The sequence below is a fragment of the Aequorivita sp. Q41 genome (assembly GCF_039831855.1).
Lineage (GTDB): Bacteria > Bacteroidota > Bacteroidia > Flavobacteriales > Flavobacteriaceae > Aequorivita.
Genome location: NZ_JBDPMS010000001.1, coordinates 933,473 through 955,622, shown reverse-complemented (window position 1 = coordinate 955,622; position 22,150 = coordinate 933,473). Strand labels below are relative to the sequence as shown.

Annotated in this window: 18 protein-coding genes; 5 read left to right on the top strand and 13 right to left on the bottom strand. The window is 35.1% G+C overall.

Features of this window, described 5'->3' with window-relative positions:
- Positions 1-35 precede the first annotated feature (35 nt).
- From ABJ955_RS04480 to ABJ955_RS04425, 12 genes are all read right to left on the bottom strand, one after another.
- Complete coding sequence (locus ABJ955_RS04480; protein WP_347373402.1) at positions 36-377, bottom strand: hypothetical protein; 342 nt, start codon at positions 375-377, stop codon at positions 36-38.
- Positions 378-554: 177 nt separating this feature from the next.
- Positions 555-1,970 carry an SPFH domain-containing protein gene (locus ABJ955_RS04475; RefSeq protein ID WP_347373401.1) on the bottom strand — a complete coding sequence of 472 codons (1,416 nt, stop codon included), beginning with the start codon at positions 1,968-1,970 and terminating at the stop codon, positions 555-557.
- Positions 1,971-1,972: 2 nt separating this feature from the next.
- Entirely contained in the window at positions 1,973-2,548 is a 576-nt protein-coding gene (locus ABJ955_RS04470) for a hypothetical protein (protein WP_347373400.1), read from the bottom strand.
- Positions 2,549-2,722: 174 nt separating this feature from the next.
- Positions 2,723-4,024, bottom strand: coding sequence for an amidohydrolase family protein (locus tag ABJ955_RS04465; RefSeq protein ID WP_347373399.1), 1,302 nt, complete (start codon positions 4,022-4,024; stop codon positions 2,723-2,725).
- Between the two features lie 318 nt (positions 4,025-4,342).
- Positions 4,343-6,160 (bottom strand): TonB-dependent receptor, encoded by a 1,818-nt coding sequence (locus ABJ955_RS04460; protein WP_347373398.1) that lies wholly within the window; start codon positions 6,158-6,160, stop codon positions 4,343-4,345.
- A gap of 178 nt (positions 6,161-6,338) precedes the next feature.
- Positions 6,339-6,614 (bottom strand): F0F1 ATP synthase subunit epsilon, encoded by a 276-nt coding sequence (locus ABJ955_RS04455; protein ID WP_347373397.1) that lies wholly within the window; start codon positions 6,612-6,614, stop codon positions 6,339-6,341.
- A gap of 77 nt (positions 6,615-6,691) precedes the next feature.
- On the bottom strand, positions 6,692-8,197 hold the full coding sequence (gene atpD / locus ABJ955_RS04450; protein WP_347373396.1) for a F0F1 ATP synthase subunit beta: 1,506 nt from the start codon (positions 8,195-8,197) through the stop codon (positions 6,692-6,694).
- A gap of 169 nt (positions 8,198-8,366) precedes the next feature.
- On the bottom strand, positions 8,367-9,260 hold the full coding sequence (locus tag ABJ955_RS04445) for an aminotransferase class IV (protein WP_347373395.1): 894 nt from the start codon (positions 9,258-9,260) through the stop codon (positions 8,367-8,369).
- Position 9,261: 1 nt separating this feature from the next.
- Positions 9,262-9,984, bottom strand: a complete 723-nt coding sequence (locus ABJ955_RS04440; protein ID WP_347373394.1) for a sulfotransferase family protein — start codon at positions 9,982-9,984, stop codon at positions 9,262-9,264.
- Between the two features lie 127 nt (positions 9,985-10,111).
- A complete protein-coding gene (glmS, locus tag ABJ955_RS04435; protein ID WP_347373393.1) occupies positions 10,112-11,959 on the bottom strand; it encodes a glutamine--fructose-6-phosphate transaminase (isomerizing) in 1,848 nt (615 codons plus the stop codon).
- Positions 11,960-11,968: 9 nt separating this feature from the next.
- A complete protein-coding gene (locus tag ABJ955_RS04430; protein WP_347373392.1) occupies positions 11,969-13,510 on the bottom strand; it encodes a DUF4270 domain-containing protein in 1,542 nt (513 codons plus the stop codon).
- Positions 13,511-13,565: 55 nt separating this feature from the next.
- Entirely contained in the window at positions 13,566-14,375 is an 810-nt protein-coding gene (locus tag ABJ955_RS04425; RefSeq protein ID WP_347373391.1) for a glycogen/starch synthase, read from the bottom strand.
- A 129-nt stretch (positions 14,376-14,504) separates the two neighbouring features.
- Between ABJ955_RS04425 and panC the strand changes: the two genes are divergently transcribed.
- The 4 genes from panC (at position 14,505) to ABJ955_RS04405 (ending at position 17,914) form a co-directional block, all read left to right on the top strand.
- Positions 14,505-15,350 (top strand): pantoate--beta-alanine ligase, encoded by an 846-nt coding sequence (panC, locus tag ABJ955_RS04420; protein ID WP_347373390.1) that lies wholly within the window; start codon positions 14,505-14,507, stop codon positions 15,348-15,350.
- Positions 15,351-15,362: 12 nt separating this feature from the next.
- Positions 15,363-15,713 carry an aspartate 1-decarboxylase gene (panD, locus tag ABJ955_RS04415; RefSeq protein ID WP_347373389.1) on the top strand — a complete coding sequence of 117 codons (351 nt, stop codon included), beginning with the start codon at positions 15,363-15,365 and terminating at the stop codon, positions 15,711-15,713.
- Positions 15,714-15,738: 25 nt separating this feature from the next.
- Positions 15,739-16,686 (top strand): lysylphosphatidylglycerol synthase transmembrane domain-containing protein, encoded by a 948-nt coding sequence (locus tag ABJ955_RS04410; protein WP_347373388.1) that lies wholly within the window; start codon positions 15,739-15,741, stop codon positions 16,684-16,686.
- A gap of 79 nt (positions 16,687-16,765) precedes the next feature.
- Positions 16,766-17,914, top strand: coding sequence for an alpha/beta hydrolase-fold protein (locus ABJ955_RS04405; RefSeq protein ID WP_347373387.1), 1,149 nt, complete (start codon positions 16,766-16,768; stop codon positions 17,912-17,914).
- Between the two features lie 115 nt (positions 17,915-18,029).
- Here the strand turns inward: ABJ955_RS04405 and ABJ955_RS04400 are convergent, their stop codons facing one another.
- Entirely contained in the window at positions 18,030-20,801 is a 2,772-nt protein-coding gene (locus tag ABJ955_RS04400; RefSeq protein WP_347373386.1) for a GEVED domain-containing protein, read from the bottom strand.
- Positions 20,802-21,213: 412 nt separating this feature from the next.
- Here ABJ955_RS04400 and ABJ955_RS04395 point away from each other — a divergent pair, with 412 nt between their 5' ends.
- Positions 21,214-22,131, top strand: coding sequence for a T9SS type A sorting domain-containing protein (locus tag ABJ955_RS04395; protein ID WP_347373385.1), 918 nt, complete (start codon positions 21,214-21,216; stop codon positions 22,129-22,131).
- The last annotated feature ends 19 nt before the right edge of the window (positions 22,132-22,150 follow it).

Genomic DNA, 22,150 nt, shown 5'->3' with positions numbered 1-22,150 from the left:
ATGCCTTAATAAGTTCTAACTTTAATAATAATTTGTTATTCGCTAGTATTTTCTCGTGCTAAAAGCTTATTTGAAACTTTGTAAGTCGCAGAATAAGTAGCTCCAACCTGGCGATGTTTAAATGATAAAAATGCTTTTTTATACCATTGTGGGTCTGTAGCCTTTTTTCTAAAAGCTTCATTTGTTGTAACATCGGTATTTTTGCCATTAAGCCAAGTTTCAATTCCATAAATTCCTATCCCGAAATATTCTACTCGCTGGAGAACAAGCTCAAAATCTGATTCAGAAAAATGTTGAACACTCTCTTTGTCAGAACCATTGTTCAGGTTTTTTAAATCAGTAAACACATTTTTTTCTAAGAATTCAGATTGTTCCATATTGTAAGTTGGGTGAGCAGTGAGGGATTATATTAGTGTATGCCCCTTAAAAATAAAAGGGGCTATTTTAAAAAGTATTGTCGCTATTTTCTAAGGATTTCCGTTTGTAAAATGCAGTTGTCTTTTGTTAAAAAAAAACAAGTGAAACGAAATTCTATAAGTTTTAATTAAAAGTTACTAATTCAATGACTTGCCATTGTCTGTTGAGGCATCATCATCTTTATCTTCAACCTTTTTTCCCTTTAGATATTCTGGCAATTCCATACCGGCCATATTAAACATTTCTTGAAGTGGCGGTACAGAGCCATACATACCCGAAATAAAGTTTGAAGTAGCTGTTTTCCCGTCTTTTGAAGCCCCGTTTTCCCAAACAGTAATTTTGTCTATCTTAATATTTTTAATGGCTTCAGCTTGAAGCTTAACCAATTCTGGAAGTTTGTCTGCTATTAATAAAAGCACTGCATCTTTAGAGCTGTCGCCGGCAGCTTTTACAATTCTGTCAAAACCTTCGGCTTGTTTGGTAAGGATTTCAAAAATACCTTTTGCTTCAGCTTCGGCTTTAAACAAGATAGCATCCGCTTCACCTTTTGCACGACGTCTTATTTTTTCGGCTTCGGCTTCGGCATCAATCTCAACCTTCTTTTTATCAATTTCTGCAGGTACAATAATATCTGCAAGTTGAGTGCTTCGTTCTCTTTCAGCACGCGTAATTTCGGCTTCTTTTTCTGCTATATACGATTCTTCAAGCGCTTTTGCCGATTGTACTTTTTCGGCAGCAATTGCTACTCTTTCTGCTTCTGCTTCGCGTTGACGACGTAAGGAATCTGAGTTGGCAACATTTATTTTTGCGATGTTTTCACCTTCTACAGCTTGTGCATTTGCTGCGGCTACTTGGGTACGTTCATCTTGTTTTGCATTTGCTTCCCCAATAGAACCATCTCTGTTTTTCTCAGCTACAGATTTACGAGCTGCATTAATTGCGTGAGCTGCTGCTTCTTTACCTAAGGCTTCAATATAACCAGATTCGTCTACTATATCTGTTATGTTTACGTTGATAAGCTTTAAACCTACTTTCTTAAGTTCAGATTCTACAGAGTTTGAAATATTGGTTAAAAATTTATCTCTATCGTTGTTTATTTCTTCAATATCCATTGAAGCCACAACCAAACGCAGCTGGCCAAAAATAATTTCTTTAGCGAGTTCTTGAATTTGCTCTAAACCTTGACCTAATAAACGCTCTGCGGCATTTTGCATAATGCCAGGTTCTGTAGAGATACCAATGGTAAAACGAGAAGGTACATTAACACGGATGTTTTGCTTACTTAAGGCGTTTACCAGGTTTACTTCAATAGAAATAGGGGTTAGATCTAAGTATTCGTAATCCTGAATTACAGGCCATATAAATGAAGCACCCCCGTGAATACAACGTGCCGAGTTTCCTGTGCCTACCTTACCGTAAATTACTAAAATACGGTCTGAAGGACATCGTTTATACCTTCTTATAAAGGTGATAAGAATAATAAAAACAAATAAAATTGCGAATCCTATGGCTAACAATGGTGCGAAAGATTCTATTTGAAGTGGTAAAAACATGATTAGGCGGTGTGTTTGTTTACGATTAAAATTCCTGTTCCTGTAACTTGGGTTACGGTTATTATATCTCCTTGGTGAAGGTCTGTAGCTTCGTCTGTAAGTGCTTCTAGTTCGCGCATACCTCCTTGAATGTTGATATGTACTTTACCAATTTTTGAACGTTTGGCGCCTATGGTATGGTAAACTTCGCCAATCTGGTTTAGGGCATTGTTAATTTTTAAAGAGCCGCTGCTGTTTAATTTTCCTAAATAGTAAAATAAGGAAGCCATGATAAACATCATCAATAGGCCGCAAACGGTAGAGATTAAAATGGTTAAGCCTTTAGAAAGCCCTTCACCGATACACGCAATACCCGTCCACCCGAAAATAGTAAAAAAGCCGATTAAATTTTTGAAAGAAAGAAATTGAAAGTGAATCCCAGTGTCCCCCTCTATGTCTGAATCTACATCGCCCGTATCGTCAAATTCACCACCGACAAAGGTTAGAATTATTAAGATTACAAATATTACCGAAGCGATTAAAGCGATAGTCCAATAAACCTTTTCAAAAGATTCAAAAGCTGCATACCATTCGTTCATTAGTTGAAATTATTTTTTGGTTAATCTTGGTAAGATAGGAACTTTATAGACAGAGTGCAATAATTCGAAAAAAATATTATTGTTTTTCAATTGTTTAAAATTCAAAGGTCTTAGTGTTTTTTTAAGTTGAATAATTTTAATGTGATGTGAATTGTGGGATTCGTATGAGCTTGTTTAATTGAAATTTTCAATATATGTTTCGCCATCTTTCATTACAAAAATCACATTTTCCATGGTATGGAGGAAATCATTTAATAGGTTTCCTTTTACGGCTATTATATCTGCGTATGCGTTGGGTTTAATAACGCCAATTTTAGTTTCTTTGTTTAAATGAAGGGCTGAAAGATAGGTTGCAGATCGTAAAATATTTAGCGGTTTCATATCTGATTCAAAATAAGTGCGAAGCATGTCTTTTGAAGAATTTCCGCGAGGCATACCAAGAGCGGTGTAATTGTCAGAACCCGCAACGATAGTAACGCCATTGGCTATAGCTCTTTGTAGCCTACTTTTCATTTTCGATAAATACTGTTTTACCCAATCTGTATTTTCTGTATCATAGCCAGCAAGTTTATTGTAGGTATCCATATAATTACTACTATTTTCTGTAGGAACAAGAAATACTTTATTTTTAGCCATTAAAACTAATGTAGAATCTGCCAAGTTAAAACCGTGCTCTATGCCATCTACGCCTGCTTTTATGGCATTCCATGCGGATTGATTGTTTGTGGAGTGTGCGGTTACTGTAAGATTATATGAATGCGCAGTTTCCACAATAGCTTTAATTTCTTCGATTGTTAAGCGTGTGTTGTTTGGAATGTTGTCTGCACATATTTTAATTAAATCTACCTGCTGATTTTGATGTTCGCGAACAGCATTTTTAGCATCTTCTACTGTTTTAATAATTCTGTATTCGAGGTCGATTAAGTCTTGATGTTTAGGTGAAACGCCATACATTTGACCTCCAATAGCAGCTAAAATAGGACCGGAAGCAAAAATTCGTGGACCTTCAATGGTACCTTCATTTATTGCATCACGAAGTGCAACATCTAGATATAAACCAGAGTTTCCAAGGTCTTTAATACTAGTTATGCCTACATCGAGGTATGATTTGGCTCTTTTAGCGCCACGCAGTGTACGTAACGCATCACTTTCCATGGTGAGTGAGTGAATGCTATGTTCAGAAAAATCATCTTTGGCTTCTTGTGAAAAAAGCACATGTGTATGTGCGTCAATAAGCCCTGGTAGGACTGTGTATTCAGATAAATCAATAACCTTTGCATCTGCGGGTATTAAATTAAAACCTCCAACAGCTATTATTTTGTTTCCTTCTATATGAATTGATTGGTTTTTTAATAAGGTGTTTTCTTCGCTATCATATAGAAAACCTGCTTTTATATAAACCTCTTTTTGTTGTGCTAGCAGTATTGAAAGTCCGCAAAACACAAAAAGAAAAGTAAGGAAGCTATTTTTTTGCATAATTTGAAAATTTTAAAACAAGGAAAGTTATTTAAAATTTATGAAAAAAGTTCCAAATTCCTAAATAATGGAATTTGGAACTTTATACTTTATTGTTTTTTTGGGTAGCTAAATCAGCCAAAACCATCACACGATTGTTGTTATATTCACTGGTTCCGCCAAAAAGCTGTAGCACCCATTTACCATCTTCTTTGGTAATGGATTTTACTCAATCTATTCGTTGTAGTTGCGTAGATTAAAAAACCTGTTTAAAAATACAGGGCTTTCGCAATTTTTTTTTTAGTTAAGCCTATAGTGGAGATGCGATCAAGATGAATTTTAATCAAAAGTATATTTAAGCCCAAAAATTAGATTGCCTTTCGGCATGGGGACTAAGTTTGTTTCAGTATATTCTTTATTAAAAATATTTTGGGCGGTTACAGAAATTTCAAATTTTACAACTTGAAATATCGCTGAAGCATCCACTATGCTATAACTTTCACCAGCAGTTTTTTCAGCATATTTGTATACTAAAGTTTGTGAGAGATTTTTTAAAAATTGTGATCTAAAACTTCCTGTAACTTGATGCTTTAAAGAATTAATAGCATATCGAGAAAAATTAATGTCTAAGCTTTTCACTTCATCATTAATAAAAGTGTATCCTGTTTTTAAAAATTGCGTATAACCAGCAAACGAAAACTGATAGTCTAAGTTGGCTTCAAATCCTTTGGTATTAAGCGTTCGGATATTTGTTGCTACAAAAGGATTTGTTTCGATGTTTTTTACATAATCAATAAGGTTTTTAGAATCCCTATTAAATAAAGCGATATTTATATTTATTTTTTTTTGATGAAACTTAATTCCTATCTCTTCTGAAATAGCTTCCTCAGGGGCTAAGTTTTCATTCCCCAATGAAGTTGGATCGCTGTAATATAAATCGGTATACGTTGGAATTCTATAGGTATATCCTGCATTGGCGTATATTTTCCATTGTTTAGAAAATGCATAGCCTATGTCTACCCCTGGAAAGGCATGTAGTTTAAAATCTGAAAAATAAGTTGCGGCAATTCCAGGAGTAACGTCTAGTTTGTTATTTAAAAATTGAAAGCGATGTTCCAAAAATAAGGTGGTCATAAATCGATTGTGATTTCCCAAATTATTACTGGCGATAAAAACTTTTGCTATGTCTACTCCAAAACCACTAACTCCAATATTTGATGTATAGCTTGCGTTTATTTCAGCCCCAATTTTATTGGTAATGTGTAGGTTCCTATAAACAGAAGGATCGTGGCGTAAAAACACATATTTATCTTGATTGCGTCTCCAATATAGTCTTGGGGAAAGCTTTAAATTGGCTATTTTAAACTGGGATGAAAACCCTATTAAACTGGTTTGTGTTTCTTCGTATTGATCTTTTGCGGAAGCTGTAGCATAAAAACCGTTCGCTCCAAATTTTCTTTCTGAATGAGTTGCTAATATCTCAAATGGAATTATTTCAGAATTAATAGTACTTTTTAAAAAATAATTTTGAGTATCATAATCCGTATTATAACGATACCCTTTAGACGTATTCCTAGAATAATGCACCAAATGTGAAGAGTTTTCAAAATTGGTATTTGCGGTCACTTCGCCGCTCAAACTTTGGTTTGAACCGCCTCTTGCACCAACAGAAACGAATGCTGAAGCTTTCTTTTTAGTGATAATATTTATAGCTCCTGTAAAAGCATTTTGACCATAAATTCTAGCTGCAGGACCTTTTATGATTTCTATTCGTTCAATTACATCCAGAGGTAAGGCCATATTGAGAGTATGATGACCAGTTTGGGAATCGTCTACTTTTATGCCATCAATTAATAAAAGTGTTTGATCAAAGCCACCACCACGAATATACAAATCGGCTTGCGTTCCATAGGCGCCTCTACTTCTTACATCTACACCAGCTACTTGTTTTAGAATGTCCGAAACAGTTAATGCTGCACTTTTTTGAATTTCTTTAGAAGTAATAACGGTAATAGTTCGAGAATCTTTAGAAAATGGAATTTCTATTCTAGATGCCGAAACAATTATTTCATCCAATTGTTCTTCTTTTGGAGGAACTTCTTGTGCAAAATTAATTGCTGAAATAAAACTGAATACTATTAGAAGCTTTGTTTTCATTTTTTTTATGCTAGCAAACTTAGTTAAGTCTTGCGGAAAGAACTAGTGAAAAGTAATTTATATCGCAATGGTTTTCAAGAAATTAACTACTTGATGTTAATCTAATTTATCAAAAAAAGTCCCAAATTCCATTATTTAGGAATTTGGGACTTTATACTTTATTGTTGTTGTGGGTAGCTTAATCAGCTAAAACCATCACACGATTGTTGTTACATTCAATGGTTCCTCCAGAAATTTGCAGCACCCATTTACCATCTTCTTTGGTGAATTTGTTTTGAAAACCTTCCGCGATGGTTGGATTTCCTTTAAATTTCACTTTTCCTTCTTGTAAAACAGAAACAATAGGAGCGTGGTTATTCAGTAATTGAAATTCTCCTTCAACACCTGGAACGGTTATGCTTTCTACTTCTCCAGCAACTAAAGATGCTTCGGGGGTTACTATTTCTAAGTACATATTTTGTAGTATTGCGTATTGAGAAGTTAGTATTGAATATGCAAAGGGATGCTCAATACTAACTTCTAATTACTATTTTAAGCTTCAGCAAGCATTTTATCACCAGCTGCGATAGCTTCTTCAATTGTTCCTTTTAAGTTAAAGGCGGCTTCTGGAAGGTGGTCTAATTCGCCATCCATAATCATGTTGAAACCTTTAATTGTTTCTTTAATATCAACCAAAACCCCTGGAATACCTGTAAATTGTTCAGCTACGTGGAAGGGTTGAGAAAGGAAACGCTGTACACGACGTGCGCGACCTACAGCCATTTTATCTTCTTCAGAAAGTTCTTCCATCCCAAGAATGGCGATAATATCTTGTAATTCTTTATAACGTTGTAGAAGCTCTTTTACGCGCTGTGCACAACCGTAGTGTTCTTTTCCAAGAATAGATTCAGAAAGAATACGAGAAGTTGAGTCTAATGGATCTACTGCTGGGTAAATACCAAGCTCGGCAATTTTACGTGAAAGTACGGTTGTCGCATCCAGGTGAGCAAATGTTGTTGCTGGTGCTGGATCCGTAAGGTCATCTGCAGGTACGTAAACCGCTTGTACAGAAGTAATAGACCCTCTTTTTGTTGAAGTAATTCGTTCTTGCATTGCACCCATCTCTGTTGCCAAAGTTGGTTGGTAACCTACCGCTGAAGGCATACGCCCTAGAAGTGCAGAAACCTCAGAACCTGCTTGTGTAAAACGGAAAATGTTATCAACGAAGAAAAGTACGTCTTTTCCTTGTCCATCGCCTGCGCCATCACGGAAATACTCAGCAATTGTTAGTCCTGAAAGCGCAACACGTGCACGTGCTCCAGGTGGTTCGTTCATCTGTCCGAACACGAAAGTAGCTTTAGAATCTTTCATTGCAGTTTTATCAACTTTTGAAAGGTCCCATCCACCATTTTCCATAGAGTGCATAAAGTCATCACCGTATTTTATAATACCAGACTCCAACATTTCGCGAAGCAAATCGTTCCCTTCACGAGTACGTTCCCCTACACCAGCGAAAACTGAAAGTCCTCCGTGTCCTTTTGCGATATTGTTAATTAACTCTTGAATAAGTACTGTTTTACCAACACCAGCACCCCCGAAAAGACCAATTTTACCACCTTTTGCATAAGGCTCGATAAGGTCAATTACTTTAATACCGGTATAAAGAACTTCAGTAGAAGTTGAAAGATCTTCAAATTTTGGAGCATCACGGTGAATTGGAAGGCCTTTGTCGCCCGCTTTTGGCAAGTTTCCAATACCGTCAATAGCATCGCCAATTACGTTGAAAAGTCGACCGTAAACATCATCGCCAATTGGCATTTGAATTGGCGCTCCTGTAGCAACGGCTTCTACACCGCGGCTTAAACCATCAGTAGAATCCATTGATATGGTGCGTACCATATTTTCACCAATGTGAGATTGAACCTCAAGAACCAATAGGTTTCCGTGGTTGTTTACCTCTAACGAGTCGTATATTTTTGGAAGTTCCGATCCGCTATCAAACGCAACGTCAACCACCGGGCCAATAATCTGTGCAACTTTTCCTGTACTTTGTGACATGAGTAACTGTTTATTTTATAGTTATCTAAGGGCGATAAAAACACCCTTGTTTTGAACGGTGCAAAGATAGTTTTTTCTAAATTAAAATTGCAACGTCACGATTTAAAAAATTTGTAGTTTTTAATAAAAATGTAGTTCTGAGGGCTAAACCTTGTAAAACCCGATAAAATCAAAGCTTTTCACAAAGACTACGAACCTCTTTTGCAAAAAGGGCAATAATTTTTTGCTGAAGGGTATCGTCTTTTGAAATAATTCGACCATCAATCTCAACAATTGGCGTTAATTCACCCATTGTGCCTGTTGCGAAAACGCCGTCTGCATTATAACATTGCGAAAGAGTAATGTCTGCTTCAACAATTTCTATATTGTTTTTTTTACATATTTCCATTACGGAATTGCGTGTTATTCCGGGTAAACAAGCATGACCGTATGGAGTAAAAACTTTTCCATTTTTTACCATAAAAAGATTACTACCATTTAATTCGGCTATAAAACCGCGATCGTCTAGCATTAAGCCCGCATCTTTCCCAGCAATATTTGCCTGAATTTTTGCAATTATATTATTGAGTAGATTGTTGTGATGAATTTTACTATCTAAAAATTGTGGCGAATTTCTGCGTTGGCTGGTGCTAATTACTTTTATACCATGGCTATTGTCATAAACCAAAGGTTTCCATTCTGCCAAAACAATTAGGCATGAACCATTTTGGTTTAAGCGCGGATCCATGCCGCTGGTTATTTTCTCGCCCCGTGTTAATGTGAGGCGAATGTGTGTGTCGTCTGTCATGCCATTTGCGTCAAGCGTTTGTTTAATAGCTTTTTTGATGAATTCTTTAGAAGGAATATCTGTAAACGCCAAAGTTTTTGCAGATTCATGAAGTCTGGTTAAGTGTTTGTCTAAGCAAACTACGCCTTCAGGATAAACGCGCAATCCCTCCCAAACGGCATCGCCGCCTTGTACGGAGCTGTCAAAAACCGAAACCTTGGCTTCGCTTCGTGGATATAGCGTGTCTTTTATAAATACTTGAATGTTGTCGTTTTTAGGATTGGATTTTTGGAGCATATTAATCGTTGATTAAAATATTATTTTTTAGTGTTTCATAATAAGGTAAAGCCTCTTTTAGTACTGGTTCTAAATGTTCTGGTAAAGGCTGGGAACTGCTTTTTTGTAGGGCAAACCCTTTAGAATTATGAACATTTGTATACCAATGCTCCGCCCATATGCCATCTTCTGGAATGCCGCCTTTTTCCCATTGAAGCATTTTTTTTGAAAAAGGAAGGTTTAGTAAGGAGCAGAGTTTTTTGAGATAGGTTTCAGGGTTTTTAAGAAGTTCATCACTATCAATCACAATTGGTGTTTGTCCGCTTTCTTCTAAAAATAAAAATAATTCTGCAGCTTTTTTGATGCCAATATCATTTAAAGTTGGTGTGTGAATTACTTTTGAAAAGGAGGCAATTAATTTTTTTGGATGACGAATTAAAATTACATTTTTCCACTGTAGGATAAATGTAGGTGTAGCTGTCAAATAATGATGTGCCATCCCTTTTACAAAAACATTTTTCTTTTCGGATAGTGAATTTATAGTATTCACTATATTTTCTCTCTTCAAATCCATTGTTTGAAGAATTTCTTTTTGAGAAGGGTGCTCGGTTTCTATCGTAGCATTATGAAGGTAATAGCCGTAAAAAGGTTCGTCTAAAACCGTCATTTCTTCACGCTGCGCAAAGGAATACATAAGTGCTGTAGAGAGGTTTCGAGGCCCAGAAATGAGATTGATAATTTTCATTTCCTAAAAATAAAGATTTTTAAGTTTACAATGATTCTAGCACAAAAAAAATTAGCATTACTGTCCTACTAAATAGGTTAGCAATGCTAATCGTTAAATTTTTCTTTAGAAAAGTATACTTTTTCCCTTATTCTACGGTAACAGATTTTGCCAAATTACGTGGCTGATCTACGTTTCTACCCAGCATTACGGCTATATGGTACGATAATAATTGCAATGGAATGGTAGTCACTAAAGGGGTTAAAGCTTCAGGAGTTTGTGGTACCTCCATAACATAATCTGCCATTTCTCTAACCGCGGTGTCGCCTTTAGAGACTACAGCGATTATTTTTCCTTTTCTTGCTTTTATTTCTTGAATATTACTCACTACTTTGTCGTAATGATCACTTTTTATAGCAATAACCACAACAGGCATATGCTCATCAATCAAGGCAATTGGACCGTGTTTCATTTCAGCAGCAGGATACCCTTCTGCGTGGATGTATGAAATTTCTTTTAATTTTAATGCGCCTTCTAAAGCAACCGGAAAGTTATACCCTCTTCCTAAGTAAAGGAAATTGCGAACATCTTTAAAGACAGCCGCTATTTCTTTAATTTTATCTTCTGTTTTTAATGCTTCTTCAATATGGTTGGGGATAAGTTCCAATTCACGTAAGTAAAGCATAAAGTCTCTTTGCGAAATAGTTCCTTTTGCCTTAGCCAAACGAAGCGCAATCATTGCCAAAACAGTGATTTGTGTTGTAAATGCTTTGGTTGAAGCAACACCAATTTCTGGGCCAGCATGCGTATAAGTACCGCTATGCGTTTCTCTTGAAATAGTAGAGCCAACAACATTGCAAATGCCGTAAACAAAAGCACCTTTAGATTTTGCAAGTTTTATTGCGGCAAGTGTATCTGCGGTTTCCCCACTTTGAGAAATAGCGATAACAACATCTTTTTCAGAAATAATTGGATTTCTATAGCGGAATTCGGAAGCGTATTCCACCTCAACGGGAATACGAACCATTTCCTCAAAAATATATTCAGCCACTAATCCTGCATGCCAAGAGGTTCCGCAAGCAACAATGATTATACGGTCTGCATTGATGAATTTTTCAATGTATTCTTCCAGTCCGCCAAGCTTTACAATTCCTTTTTCAGCAAGAAGTCTTCCGCGATAGGTATCTTTAATAACTGCGGGTTGTTCGTAAATTTCCTTTAGCATAAAATGGTCATAACCACCTTTTTCAATTTGCTCAAGGTTAAGTTGAAGCTCTTGGATAGAGAGGGCAACGGGTTTATCGCCTTTTATTTTACGTACTTTTACATCGCGTCCAAGACGGATAATAGCCATTTCTTCGTCTTCAAGATAAATAGCATTATTAGTGAATTCAATAAAAGGGGACGCATCACTTGCTACAAAAAATTCGTCGTCACCAATACCTATAGCTAAAGGGCTGCCTAATTTTGCAACAACAATTTCATCTGGTTTTTTTCTGTCGAAAAGAGCAATTGCATATGCGCCTACCACTTGGTTTAACGCTATTTGAACTGCTTTTCCTAGTTTTACCTTTTCAGTTTTCTGAATTTCTTCAATTAGATTTACAAGAACTTCAGTATCGGTATCAGACTTGAAGGTGTAACCACGCTTAATTAATTCTTTTTTTAAGGCGTCATAATTTTCTATGATACCGTTGTGGATAATAACCAAATCGCCACTGTTGGAGTAGTGAGGGTGGCTATTAACATCGTTGGGAACGCCATGTGTTGCCCAGCGAGTATGGCCAATACCAAGATTTCCATTGCGAGAAATCTCTTTTTCTGCTTTTTCTTCGAGATTTACAACCTTCCCTTTTGTTTTACAAAGTTGAATGTTGGTACCGTCAAAAAGTGCTATTCCAGCACTATCGTATCCTCTGTATTCTAAGCGTTTTAATCCGTTGAGTATAATTGGGTATGCTTCTCTTTTGCCAATATAGCCTACAATTCCACACATAAGCGGTGTTTATTTGGGTTCAGTATAATAAATTTGGAGCTTTAATCTTTTTTCTTGATTTGGTGTTGCATTTCCATAAAGAATCGTTCCTTCTGGCGATATAACACTACCTGCAGGAACTTCTTCAATTTCTGGTTCCATTGGGTTTAATAATTTGGAAGTAGTCTGAATTAATACATTATGTGAAACTACAATACCTAAAGGTACATTTGTACTGTCTTTATTAATCAAATTACTTACGTGATTCGTTATTTTCAATTTGTAATATTCGCCATTGTCATCACTTCCTTTTTGCAACCTACCGTAGTGGTTGGTTAAAGCATCTATAGCTTCAAGACCATTTGTTGGGTCTAGGTTGTAATCTGCCAAAACATTACTATTTTTGAGGTCGTAAATTACAATTCTTTCTGGTTCTGTTGTACCGCCCACCATTAAATCTTGGTTAACATAAAAGATTAGATTTGCTTCGTTAACAATCCATTTTTTATCACGTAGTACTTGAAGTTCGTCTGCAACCCCGTTGTTGTCATTGTCTTTTCCAAAGAGTTCCACAACTGAAATTATTCCATCGCCACCTCGTAGGTAGAGGTTTTCATTTCCAGTTTGGATGTTTGGGTTGTCTACTGCGGTTTGTATATGTGATGGTAAATTGTTTTCAAATGTATTTACATTAATACCGCCAAAATTTAATTTAAAAACAGAATTGTCTCTTTCATCTGGATCATCTTCATCGTCAAAACTATAAAATATGGAAACATGTCCTTTCGTTGCGTCAAAAATAAACAAGTTTCCGTCATTTTGTGGAGAGCTTACCTTGAAATAAAGCCCTCTAACAAAGTTTTTGAAGTTATTGCTATTTCGCAATTCTTCTGTTCCTTCCATATCTAAAACTTTAGTTTGGAAAAAATCAGAATCTAATTTTACACGTAATCCTGGCGTTAGGGTTTCTTCATCATCTGTTCCACTATAAAATTCATAGCTATTTGTGGTAGGTATAAAATTTTCAACAGCTGCTAGTTCTACATCCAAATAATCTTCAAAAGTTGGACCTTGGGTTGTATAATAACTTTGAAATTCTTCAAAGCCAGTACTTGGGTCGTATTCTCTTAAAAAGTAATTTGAAGCGTATATATTAAGATTAACATGCGTAGATCCATAAATTGAATCCAGCGTGTAGGTTGTAATTGTATCTACAGTTGTACCCGTACTAAAATACGGTAAGTATACATATACGCTATCAACTTTTGCATTTTCACCAAAGGTTGGATTGCTGCTTGATAGGGTAAGTTGTGAAAGTAAATTTACAGTTGATTTTCCATAAACAGGGTCGTTGTATATACCAAGCTGATACGCAGGCAACCTATTGCTCTGCACTGGGCCTAATTTTCTACTGTACGAAATAATAGTTTGCGACTCATCTAAAATACCAGTTGGGGTTTCGTCTCCCAAAATTTCAGATCCAATTGTACTTATATCTTCTTGACAGGAAGATAGTGCAATTATGATAAACAAAATAGTGCCAGCAATAGGCAGTAAATTTTTAATTTTCATCAGTTTATTTAATTGTTTTTAGAGTGAAAAGTTGGGGACACATTTCCACAAAATTTTAATTTAGAACTTTTGTGCGGTAAAAATCTAAATATGCTTGCGAAAAACTTTCCATATTGTGATACTTTAACACTGGTTTGTCAAGAGTGTTAAGATATTCTTGAAGCTCACTAGGTATTTCTTCAGAACCCACGATAATAGCGTCAGAGTTATTAATCGCGATTTTCATTAGGTTTACATAGCTTGGATCTTCAAGTTCTGTAATAGCTTCATCGTCAATAGCATCAAACCGTACTTTATCGATTGTATTTTTAGCTAACGTTCCATCAAAGCCTTGATTGTATACAGAGGTAACTATTTTACTGTTTTCAAATAATGGCTCATTGCCATAGTAGTTTCTTAAGTATAATGGTAAAAAAGATGCCAGCCAGCCATGCACATGAATAATATCTGGCGCCCAATTCAATTTTTTTACGGTTTCAATAACTCCTTTTGCGAAGAAAATGGCACGTTCATCATTATCTTTATAGAAGTTTCCCTCTTCATCTGCGTAGGTTGCTTTTCGTTTAAAATAATCCTCATTATCAATAAAATAAACCTGAATACGCTCTTTCGGAATAGAGGCTACCTTAATAATTAAAGGCATATCTAGATCATTTATTACAAGGTTCATTCCAGAAAGGCGGATCACTTCGTGTAATTGGTGTCTTCTTTCATTAATGTTGCCGTAGCGGGGCATGAAGATGCGTATTTGACCATCGTTATTGTTGATCATTCGCGGAGCTTCAAACGACATCGAAGAAATCTCGGTCTCAGGAAGGTAGGGTATTACTTCTGAAGACACATACAAGACTCTTTTATCTTTCATCTATAAGGTTTTTAGGTATTAGTTGTAATTAACCACAAAATAGTGTGGATTTTAAAAACACGCAAAATTACGAAAATTTATGTAGATTGTCTTTAATATATTAATTTTGCCTGCTCGTAACCCAATTTTATGGTAATACACACCCAGAAAGAAACATTGGTAAAGGCTCTGTCTTTCAGAAATAAAAATGAAAAAATAGGTTTTGTGCCAACTATGGGGGCATTACATAAAGGGCATATCTCTTTGGTGGCAAAAGCATTAGAAGAAAACACCCTTGTGGTTGTAAGTATTTTTGTGAACCCTACACAGTTTAATAACAGTGCAGATCTGGAAAAATATCCACGCACTCCCGAGGATGATATTTCGCTCTTAAAAGAATTAAATAACGATATAATTATTTATTTACCAGAAATTTCAGACCTATACGAAGGTTCAGTTTTAGCTAAAAGCTATAATTATGGTGGACTTGAAAATGAAATGGAAGGAAAACACAGAAGCGGACATTTTGATGGCGTAGGGACAATTCTCGATAAATTCTTTAGAATTGTAAATCCCGATACCGCTTATTTTGGCGAAAAAGATTTTCAACAACTGCAAATCGTTAAAAAACTAACTGCCATAGAGAAGCTTCCAGTAAAAATAATTGGATGCCCTATTTTAAGAGAACCCAATGGTCTTGCAATGAGCTCAAGAAATAAACGACTAAGCCCAAAGCAATTTGATGAAGCAACACTAATCTATAAAACCTTAGAAGAGGTGCAGGCAAAATTTAGGACAACTTCCATTGCAGATTTAAACGCTTTAGTTGCGGAACGGTTTTTGCAAAATCCTCATTTAGAATTAGAGTATTTTGAGATTGCCAACGAAAAAACATTGAAAACTGCAAAGCGAAAAAATAAGAGTTCTAAATACAGGGCTTTTATCGCCGCTTTTGCTGGCAATATTAGATTGATAGATAATATGCCTTTAAATTAATACCTTTGCACCATGCAAATACACGTAGTAAAATCTAAAATTCATAGAGTAAAAGTTACCGGTGCTGATTTAAATTACATCGGTAGTATTACCATTGATGAAGATTTAATGGATGCCGCCAATATTATTGAAGGCGAAAAAGTTCAAATAGTAAATAATAATAATGGCGAACGTTTGGAAACGTATGCTATTCCTGGGCCACGCAATAGCGGTGAAATAACCTTAAATGGTGCTGCAGCAAGACGTGTAGCTCCAGGTGATATTCTTATTCTAATTACCTATGCTTTGATGGAATTGGAAGTAGCTAAAACGTTTAAGCCTGCTTTGGTGTTCCCAGACGAAGCAACTAACCTGCTTCGTTAATTTGAATCGGTCTCTTTCAAAGTTTTTGCAGATTGCAATCCCCCTGGGTTTGGGTGTTTTCTTGATATGGTATGTGTATCAATCTTTCTCACCGCAACAACTAGCTGAAACGCAAAAATATTTTGCCGATGCTAATTATGGGTTTGTATTGCTTTCTGTAATATTTAGTGTTCTGAGTCACCTATCACGATCGTATCGTTGGAATTTTATGTTGGATCCTTTGGGGTATAAAACCAAATTAGCTAATAATTTTATGGCGATTTCTGTCGCTTATTTAATGAATGTTTTTATTCCAAAAAGCGGAGAGGTTTCCCGAGGAATTATTTTAGACAAATATGAAGGCGTTCCTTTTCAAAAAGGATTTGGAACCATTATTTCTGAAAGAGTTGTAGACCTTATTTTTCTACTCATCTTTACAATTGCAGCGCTAATCATAAAGTTTGATGCGCTTTATGGATATGTTATTGAAAGCATCCCAAAATCTGCACTTTATGTGCTGGTTATCGGGATTATTGCAGCTTTAATAATGATTCCGCTTTATATAAAATTTTCAAAATCGAATATAAATAAAAAGCTAAAAGATTTTGTAATTGGTTTAAAAGAAGGGGTTTTTAGTATCTTAAAAATGCGGAGAAAAGGTGCTTTTATTTTTCATACATTTATAATTTGGGGACTTTATTTGCTTTCTTTTTATACCGCACTTCACGCACTCCCCGAAACGGCAAACATTCCATTTGGTACAATTATAATCACATTTGTGGTTGGAAGTTTTACGTTTGCGTTTACAAATAGCGGTTTTGGAACATACCCCGCTGCCGTTGCAGGAATTTTAAGCGTGTTTGGAATTGCAAAGACCGTAGGTGTTGCATTTGGTTGGATTGTTTGGATTTCAAATATGAGTTCTATTGTCTTATTTGGGGTGCTTTCATTGGTATTGCTTCCCATCTATAATAGAAAACGTCTAAAATTATAATTTTCACATTTTTTCTTCTTCCGAAAAAAGGGAAACATTCAAAATTTGCTATCTTTCCGAAGCAAAAAAAACCTAAGCAATGAAAAAAATCATCCTATTCGCAATTTGCGTTTTGATTAATTACGCCTCATTTTCCCAAATAATTTATGAAGAATTCAACTCTAGTAAACTCGGTGAAACCCGAAGGTTGAAAATTCAACTTCCTAGAAATTACGAAGCGAATGTCGAAAAAAAATACCCAATCGTTTTAGTGCTGGATGCAGATTACCTTTTTGAGCCTGTTGCTGGAAATGTAGATTATTTCAGCTATTGGGAAGATATGCCAGAGTCTATCGTGGTAGGTATCATGCAGGGAGATTCTCGTTATGATGATTGCGCATACGATGATAATACTTTTATGCCAGGCGATACAGGTGCTCAGTTTTTTGAGTTTATTGGCCTTGAATTAATACCGTATATTGATAAAAAATATAGAACAGCAAAATTTATAATTGGTGTAGGGCATGACTTTACAGCCAATTTTTTAAACTATTATCTTTTTAAAGACCCACCTCTATTAAACGGATATATAAACTTGAGTCCCGATTTGGCCCCTTTGATGGATCAACGACTTATTGAAAGAATTCCAAATATTTCTGAAAAATTATTCTATTATTTGGCAACAGGAACCGACGATATTAAAGGCTTAATGGAGTCTACCCAAGATTTAGACACGCAATTAAGCGGGTTAAGAAGTCCAAAATTTAATTATTACTTTGATAATTTTGAAGGTGCTACGCATTATTCATTGGGAGGCCGTGGAATTCCGAATGCATTAGAAAAAATATTTTCAGTTTATAGGCCTATCAGTAAAAAAGAATTTTCAGATGTTTTGCTAAAAATGGAAACCCCAGTTAGCCAATATCTCTTAGATAAGTATAAGGTTATTGAAGATCTTTTTGGAATTACAAATAACATTCGGGTAAACGATTTTATCGCTACTGCCACTGCAGCAGAAAAGAAAAAAGAATGGGATTCCCTACGTGAAATTGCAACCTTAGCAAAAAGACAATACCCAAATACAGTTCTTGGAGATTATTATTTAGGGCGCTATTTTGAAGAAATGGGCGAACCAAAAAAAGCAATGAAAACTTTTCAAGGGGCCTATGATAAAGAGGAAGTTGACTTTATAACAATAGATAAATTATTGGATAGAGCAGACAAAATAAAGAATGATTTTGGGTATTAACTTGATGTCATTTTGAGCATTCTTTCTCTAAAATCACCCAGAGTATTAATAAAAAAGCCATCTATAAATAGTATAGGTGGCTTTTTTACTAACTAAAAAAATCAACTTATATAATCTACTCTTTTACTATTTTATAAGTTCCTGTTTGCCCATTTACTTCTACTTGCATTAAATAAATACTTGAAGTTAATCCAGAAAGATCTATCTGAGTATTCATGGATTGAACTTCCTTAGTTATTACTTTTTGACCTAAAAGGTTATATATGCTTACATTATTAATGTTATCTATAGCTTTTAAATATAATAACCCAGTTGTTGGATTAGGATAGTAATTAAACCCTTCTATATTATTGTCTAATATACTTAAAGTTGATTTGTTAAATAAAACATCTGTTGGTCCTCCTGTATTTACAGCATACACATAATATGCTTGCCCAGCTACTGTGGTTATTGTTGAAGTATTACTTGGATCACAATAATTGGTTGGCTGATCAACAAAAGTTAAATCAGTAATAGAAGCATTTTCATTTGGAGCTGTATAAAAAGTTATATTTGTCTCACCTGCATTATTAATAACCGATGCCGTTACTGAACTATTTTCATTTTCAATAAATTTATACCAAACACCTTTTTTGTTAAAAATGCTACACCCAATAGGGTTTTCCAATTCTTCTGTAGCCCATTGTAATATGTTTTGAGGATCTCTATAAGGAAAGCCCATTTCGTCAACATCAATAGCGTTTTCTATTAAATCGTTTTCCGGTCTTAACTGATAGCAGCTGAATTCGGCTTCCCATCCTCTTGCCGTACCTTCTGCGTCACTTCTAAATATAAAAGTCAATCTACCAGTAGGGTGAGTTGATTTGAAAGTCCCAGGAAGATCAGTTCCGTAAAAGCCCCCTGCTGGAAAACCACTGGAGGTAGCTGGATTTCCGCTATCGAATTGTGGAGCAAATTCATTGGGGCCATTATATATATATAATGCATCTTCATCTGGTAATACATCAAAATCTAAAAAGGTAACTACTGCCCCCTCACCAGAATTTTCAGGAAATACGCTTAGATGTTGACTTTCATTAACATGATAATTGCCATTGGCACCACCCTCATCTAGATATTTACGCCCATCTGCACAATTCTGTGGTATATATCTATTGGTTTGAAAAGAAAGTCTATGAGATGGGTTGCCTACTCCATCAGCACAATTTACACTTACATAAAAATCGTAATTGTAACCTTCCTCTAATCCTTCAATAGTAGCTCCCCATTCAAAAATTCCTGTCTGCCCTGTTTGTACTGGAGTGGCTGTTGCGGGGTCATCGTTTTGATAATAAAGTTCCCAAGAATATCCATTTACAGCTCTCCAGTAATACCAGTCAATCCAGCTAATATATGCAACAGTGTCACTGGCAGTATCTAGTTGAACTGCTTCTGGAGGAGCGCAAGCCGCTGGAGGATATGAAATACCGGCAGAAAGCCAACCGTGACTTGGTTTTCGACCTACTACATCTAAAGGATATAAAGGTTCTATTTTTCCAGTAGTTTTATTGAACTGACCTAACATTGGTTTATTTGTTCCAGCATATTGCATTATTATGAACAAAACATCAAACTCTATATCATACGCCATGCCGCCCTCATAAGAGCCTTCTCTTTGCATAGGTCCTATTAAAGAAGCTGTACCGGTATTCAAATCAATTGAATAAGAGTTATCTCCTTCTACATCAAAAGTATAGCCAACACTCCCTCCATCAATTCCTAAAGCAACAGGTTTTTCTCCATTTGTAAAACCCAAAGGGCCAACTAGTGAGGCTGTTACAGCGATGGGGTCAATTACATACAATTCCGTGGTAGTTATGGCATATAAAACGCCTGTTGAGGTATCAAACTCTGCACCCACCCAATTACCGGGGATGTTTCCTATTTGAGTATAGGTTATGGTTTCCATGTCTACTTTATAAAAATCTCCTGCGTCATTAAATACATATCCGAAATTTGTCTCATTAGGGTCAATAGCGCCTGCATTTTCATTGGTTAGGGATGAAGAACCTGAATCTATCAAAAAATTTGGAAAATTAGGTTTTATATTAGAAATTATATGGTCTCTATTACTAACGGTATATAATCTAGTTTCAGAAATAAAATTCACATTTATGGTATAGTCTTCTGCCTGCCCATTATCTGCTCCTAAACATGGGTTTAAATAATCTGTAGTTCCCAATATTTTTTTAATCCGCATTCTAGTAGGTCCATATTCAGACTCATAAGGAACATAAATATCCCCTGTTGCCTGAATACCATCAGAACCTGTAGAATTTGTAATAGTCTCTGAAATTTCATAGACTTCTCCTGGATCGTCAAATATCTCATTTTGGTTCCAATCTATAAACACTACAAATCTATTGGTGTTATTGCCATTTGTATTGCCTTCTAAAGTAATAGTATAGTTCGTTTCTTTATACACATTTCCAATAATTGCGGTAAAGTCTTCGTTAGATGGCGTGCCATTAATTGTTGCATTGGTAGCATTATTAATCCCTGCAAAATCTACCAAAGTAATTGGCTCAACAGCAGTCGGAAAAACGAGAGGTCCGCAATATGCATTTGTTCCTTCAGGGTTTTTTGAATTATTCTTTGTCGGGGATAGATGCCGATTTTGGAATTTCGTTTTCAGGTAATTAGATAAACGGAACTGTTCAACTGTTGTAAATTGATTTTTATCAATATTATTACTTCCCTTAAATCTTTCAAATAACTCTTCATCTGAGGAGGTGTTTGTATTTTCAATTAAATTTTTTTCTCCATTCAGGTTCAAATTTATTTGTGCTTGTAAATTATTTACTATCCCTATAAGAATAGTGACTACTAATGTAATTTTTTTCATCATTGATTGATTTTTATTTAATTTTTATTCAATGCAATATATGGCGTAAAAATCTTTGGAAATATACGTGGTATCACGTATATACTACGCAGAACTACTACCATTATTTTTTTAATTAAAATAATTCAAGAAGATATATTTGTTTAATTAAACAACAACAACACTATATTAATTTTAATAAACAACTTGATTAATCTGTGATTTAAATATTGGTGATTAATAATATTTATTTTATTGAGGTAATAAAGTTGCTAAATATTCAAAATCATACGTTTGTCTACGTAGTATATACGTGACACTACGTATTTTAATTTGTCAAATTAATAATATACTTTGTAAAATGAAAAAGGAAATCTAAACAGTGTTTTCTTTAATTAAAAATAATCCTTATTTAAACTTTTAAATTATTATAAATATGAAAAAAATTACACTCTTTATTTTTTTACTAATAAGCTTTACTTGTATATCTCAAAATATAATTATAGATAGAACTCCTCCTGATCCTGACAATTGGGTTTATTCTACACAAGGTACCGATGGAACAGGTTTTTATACTGCAGATTCTTTTATATTAGATGAAGTGACAGCAATTGGAGAATTAGATTTTTATGGAGGAAATGGTTATGTTTCAAATTTAGGTTCTTTAGAAGTGGCTTTTAATGTTTTTATTTATGTTGATGACAATGGTAAGCCATCGGGAAATCCTTCACAATCTGGCGCTGGAGTCGTTGAGTTATCTAATATAGACCCTGTTCATTATTCTTTAATTGAATATGAGCGTGGGCGTCACTCAGACTTTAGCAATATTCGAATTACAGATGCAAATGGCGGAGAGCAAGTAGTACTGCCTCCTGGTACTTATTGGGTTTCTGCTTTTCCAACTGTTGTTGGAGAACCAGATGGAAATGGTTTGTGGGTTTGGCGACCATGTAGGGAGGAATCTACAGCATCTCCTCACCCTCCTCACTTTATAGATCCGGGCAATGTTTTAGGAGGACCTTGGACAGTATGGACGGATATTCAATCTATTTCTGGAGTGTTATACGAAAGTTTTTCTTGGACTATGAGAGAAGAACAAATTTTAGGCACTGAAAACAATTCGATTTCAAAAATAGTAATATATCCAAATCCAAGTTCAGATTTTATAAATGTTATTATTCCTAAAACAATTGAAATATTTAAAACGACTTTAATGGATATTACTGGAAAACAAATGAATGATATTCAATTAGAAAATGGAATATTAGATATTTCGTTATTATCAAAAGGTGTTTATTTATTGAATATTGAAACTTCAGAAGGGACACTAAATAAAAAAATCATTAAAAATTAAAATTTGGGATTATAGTTAA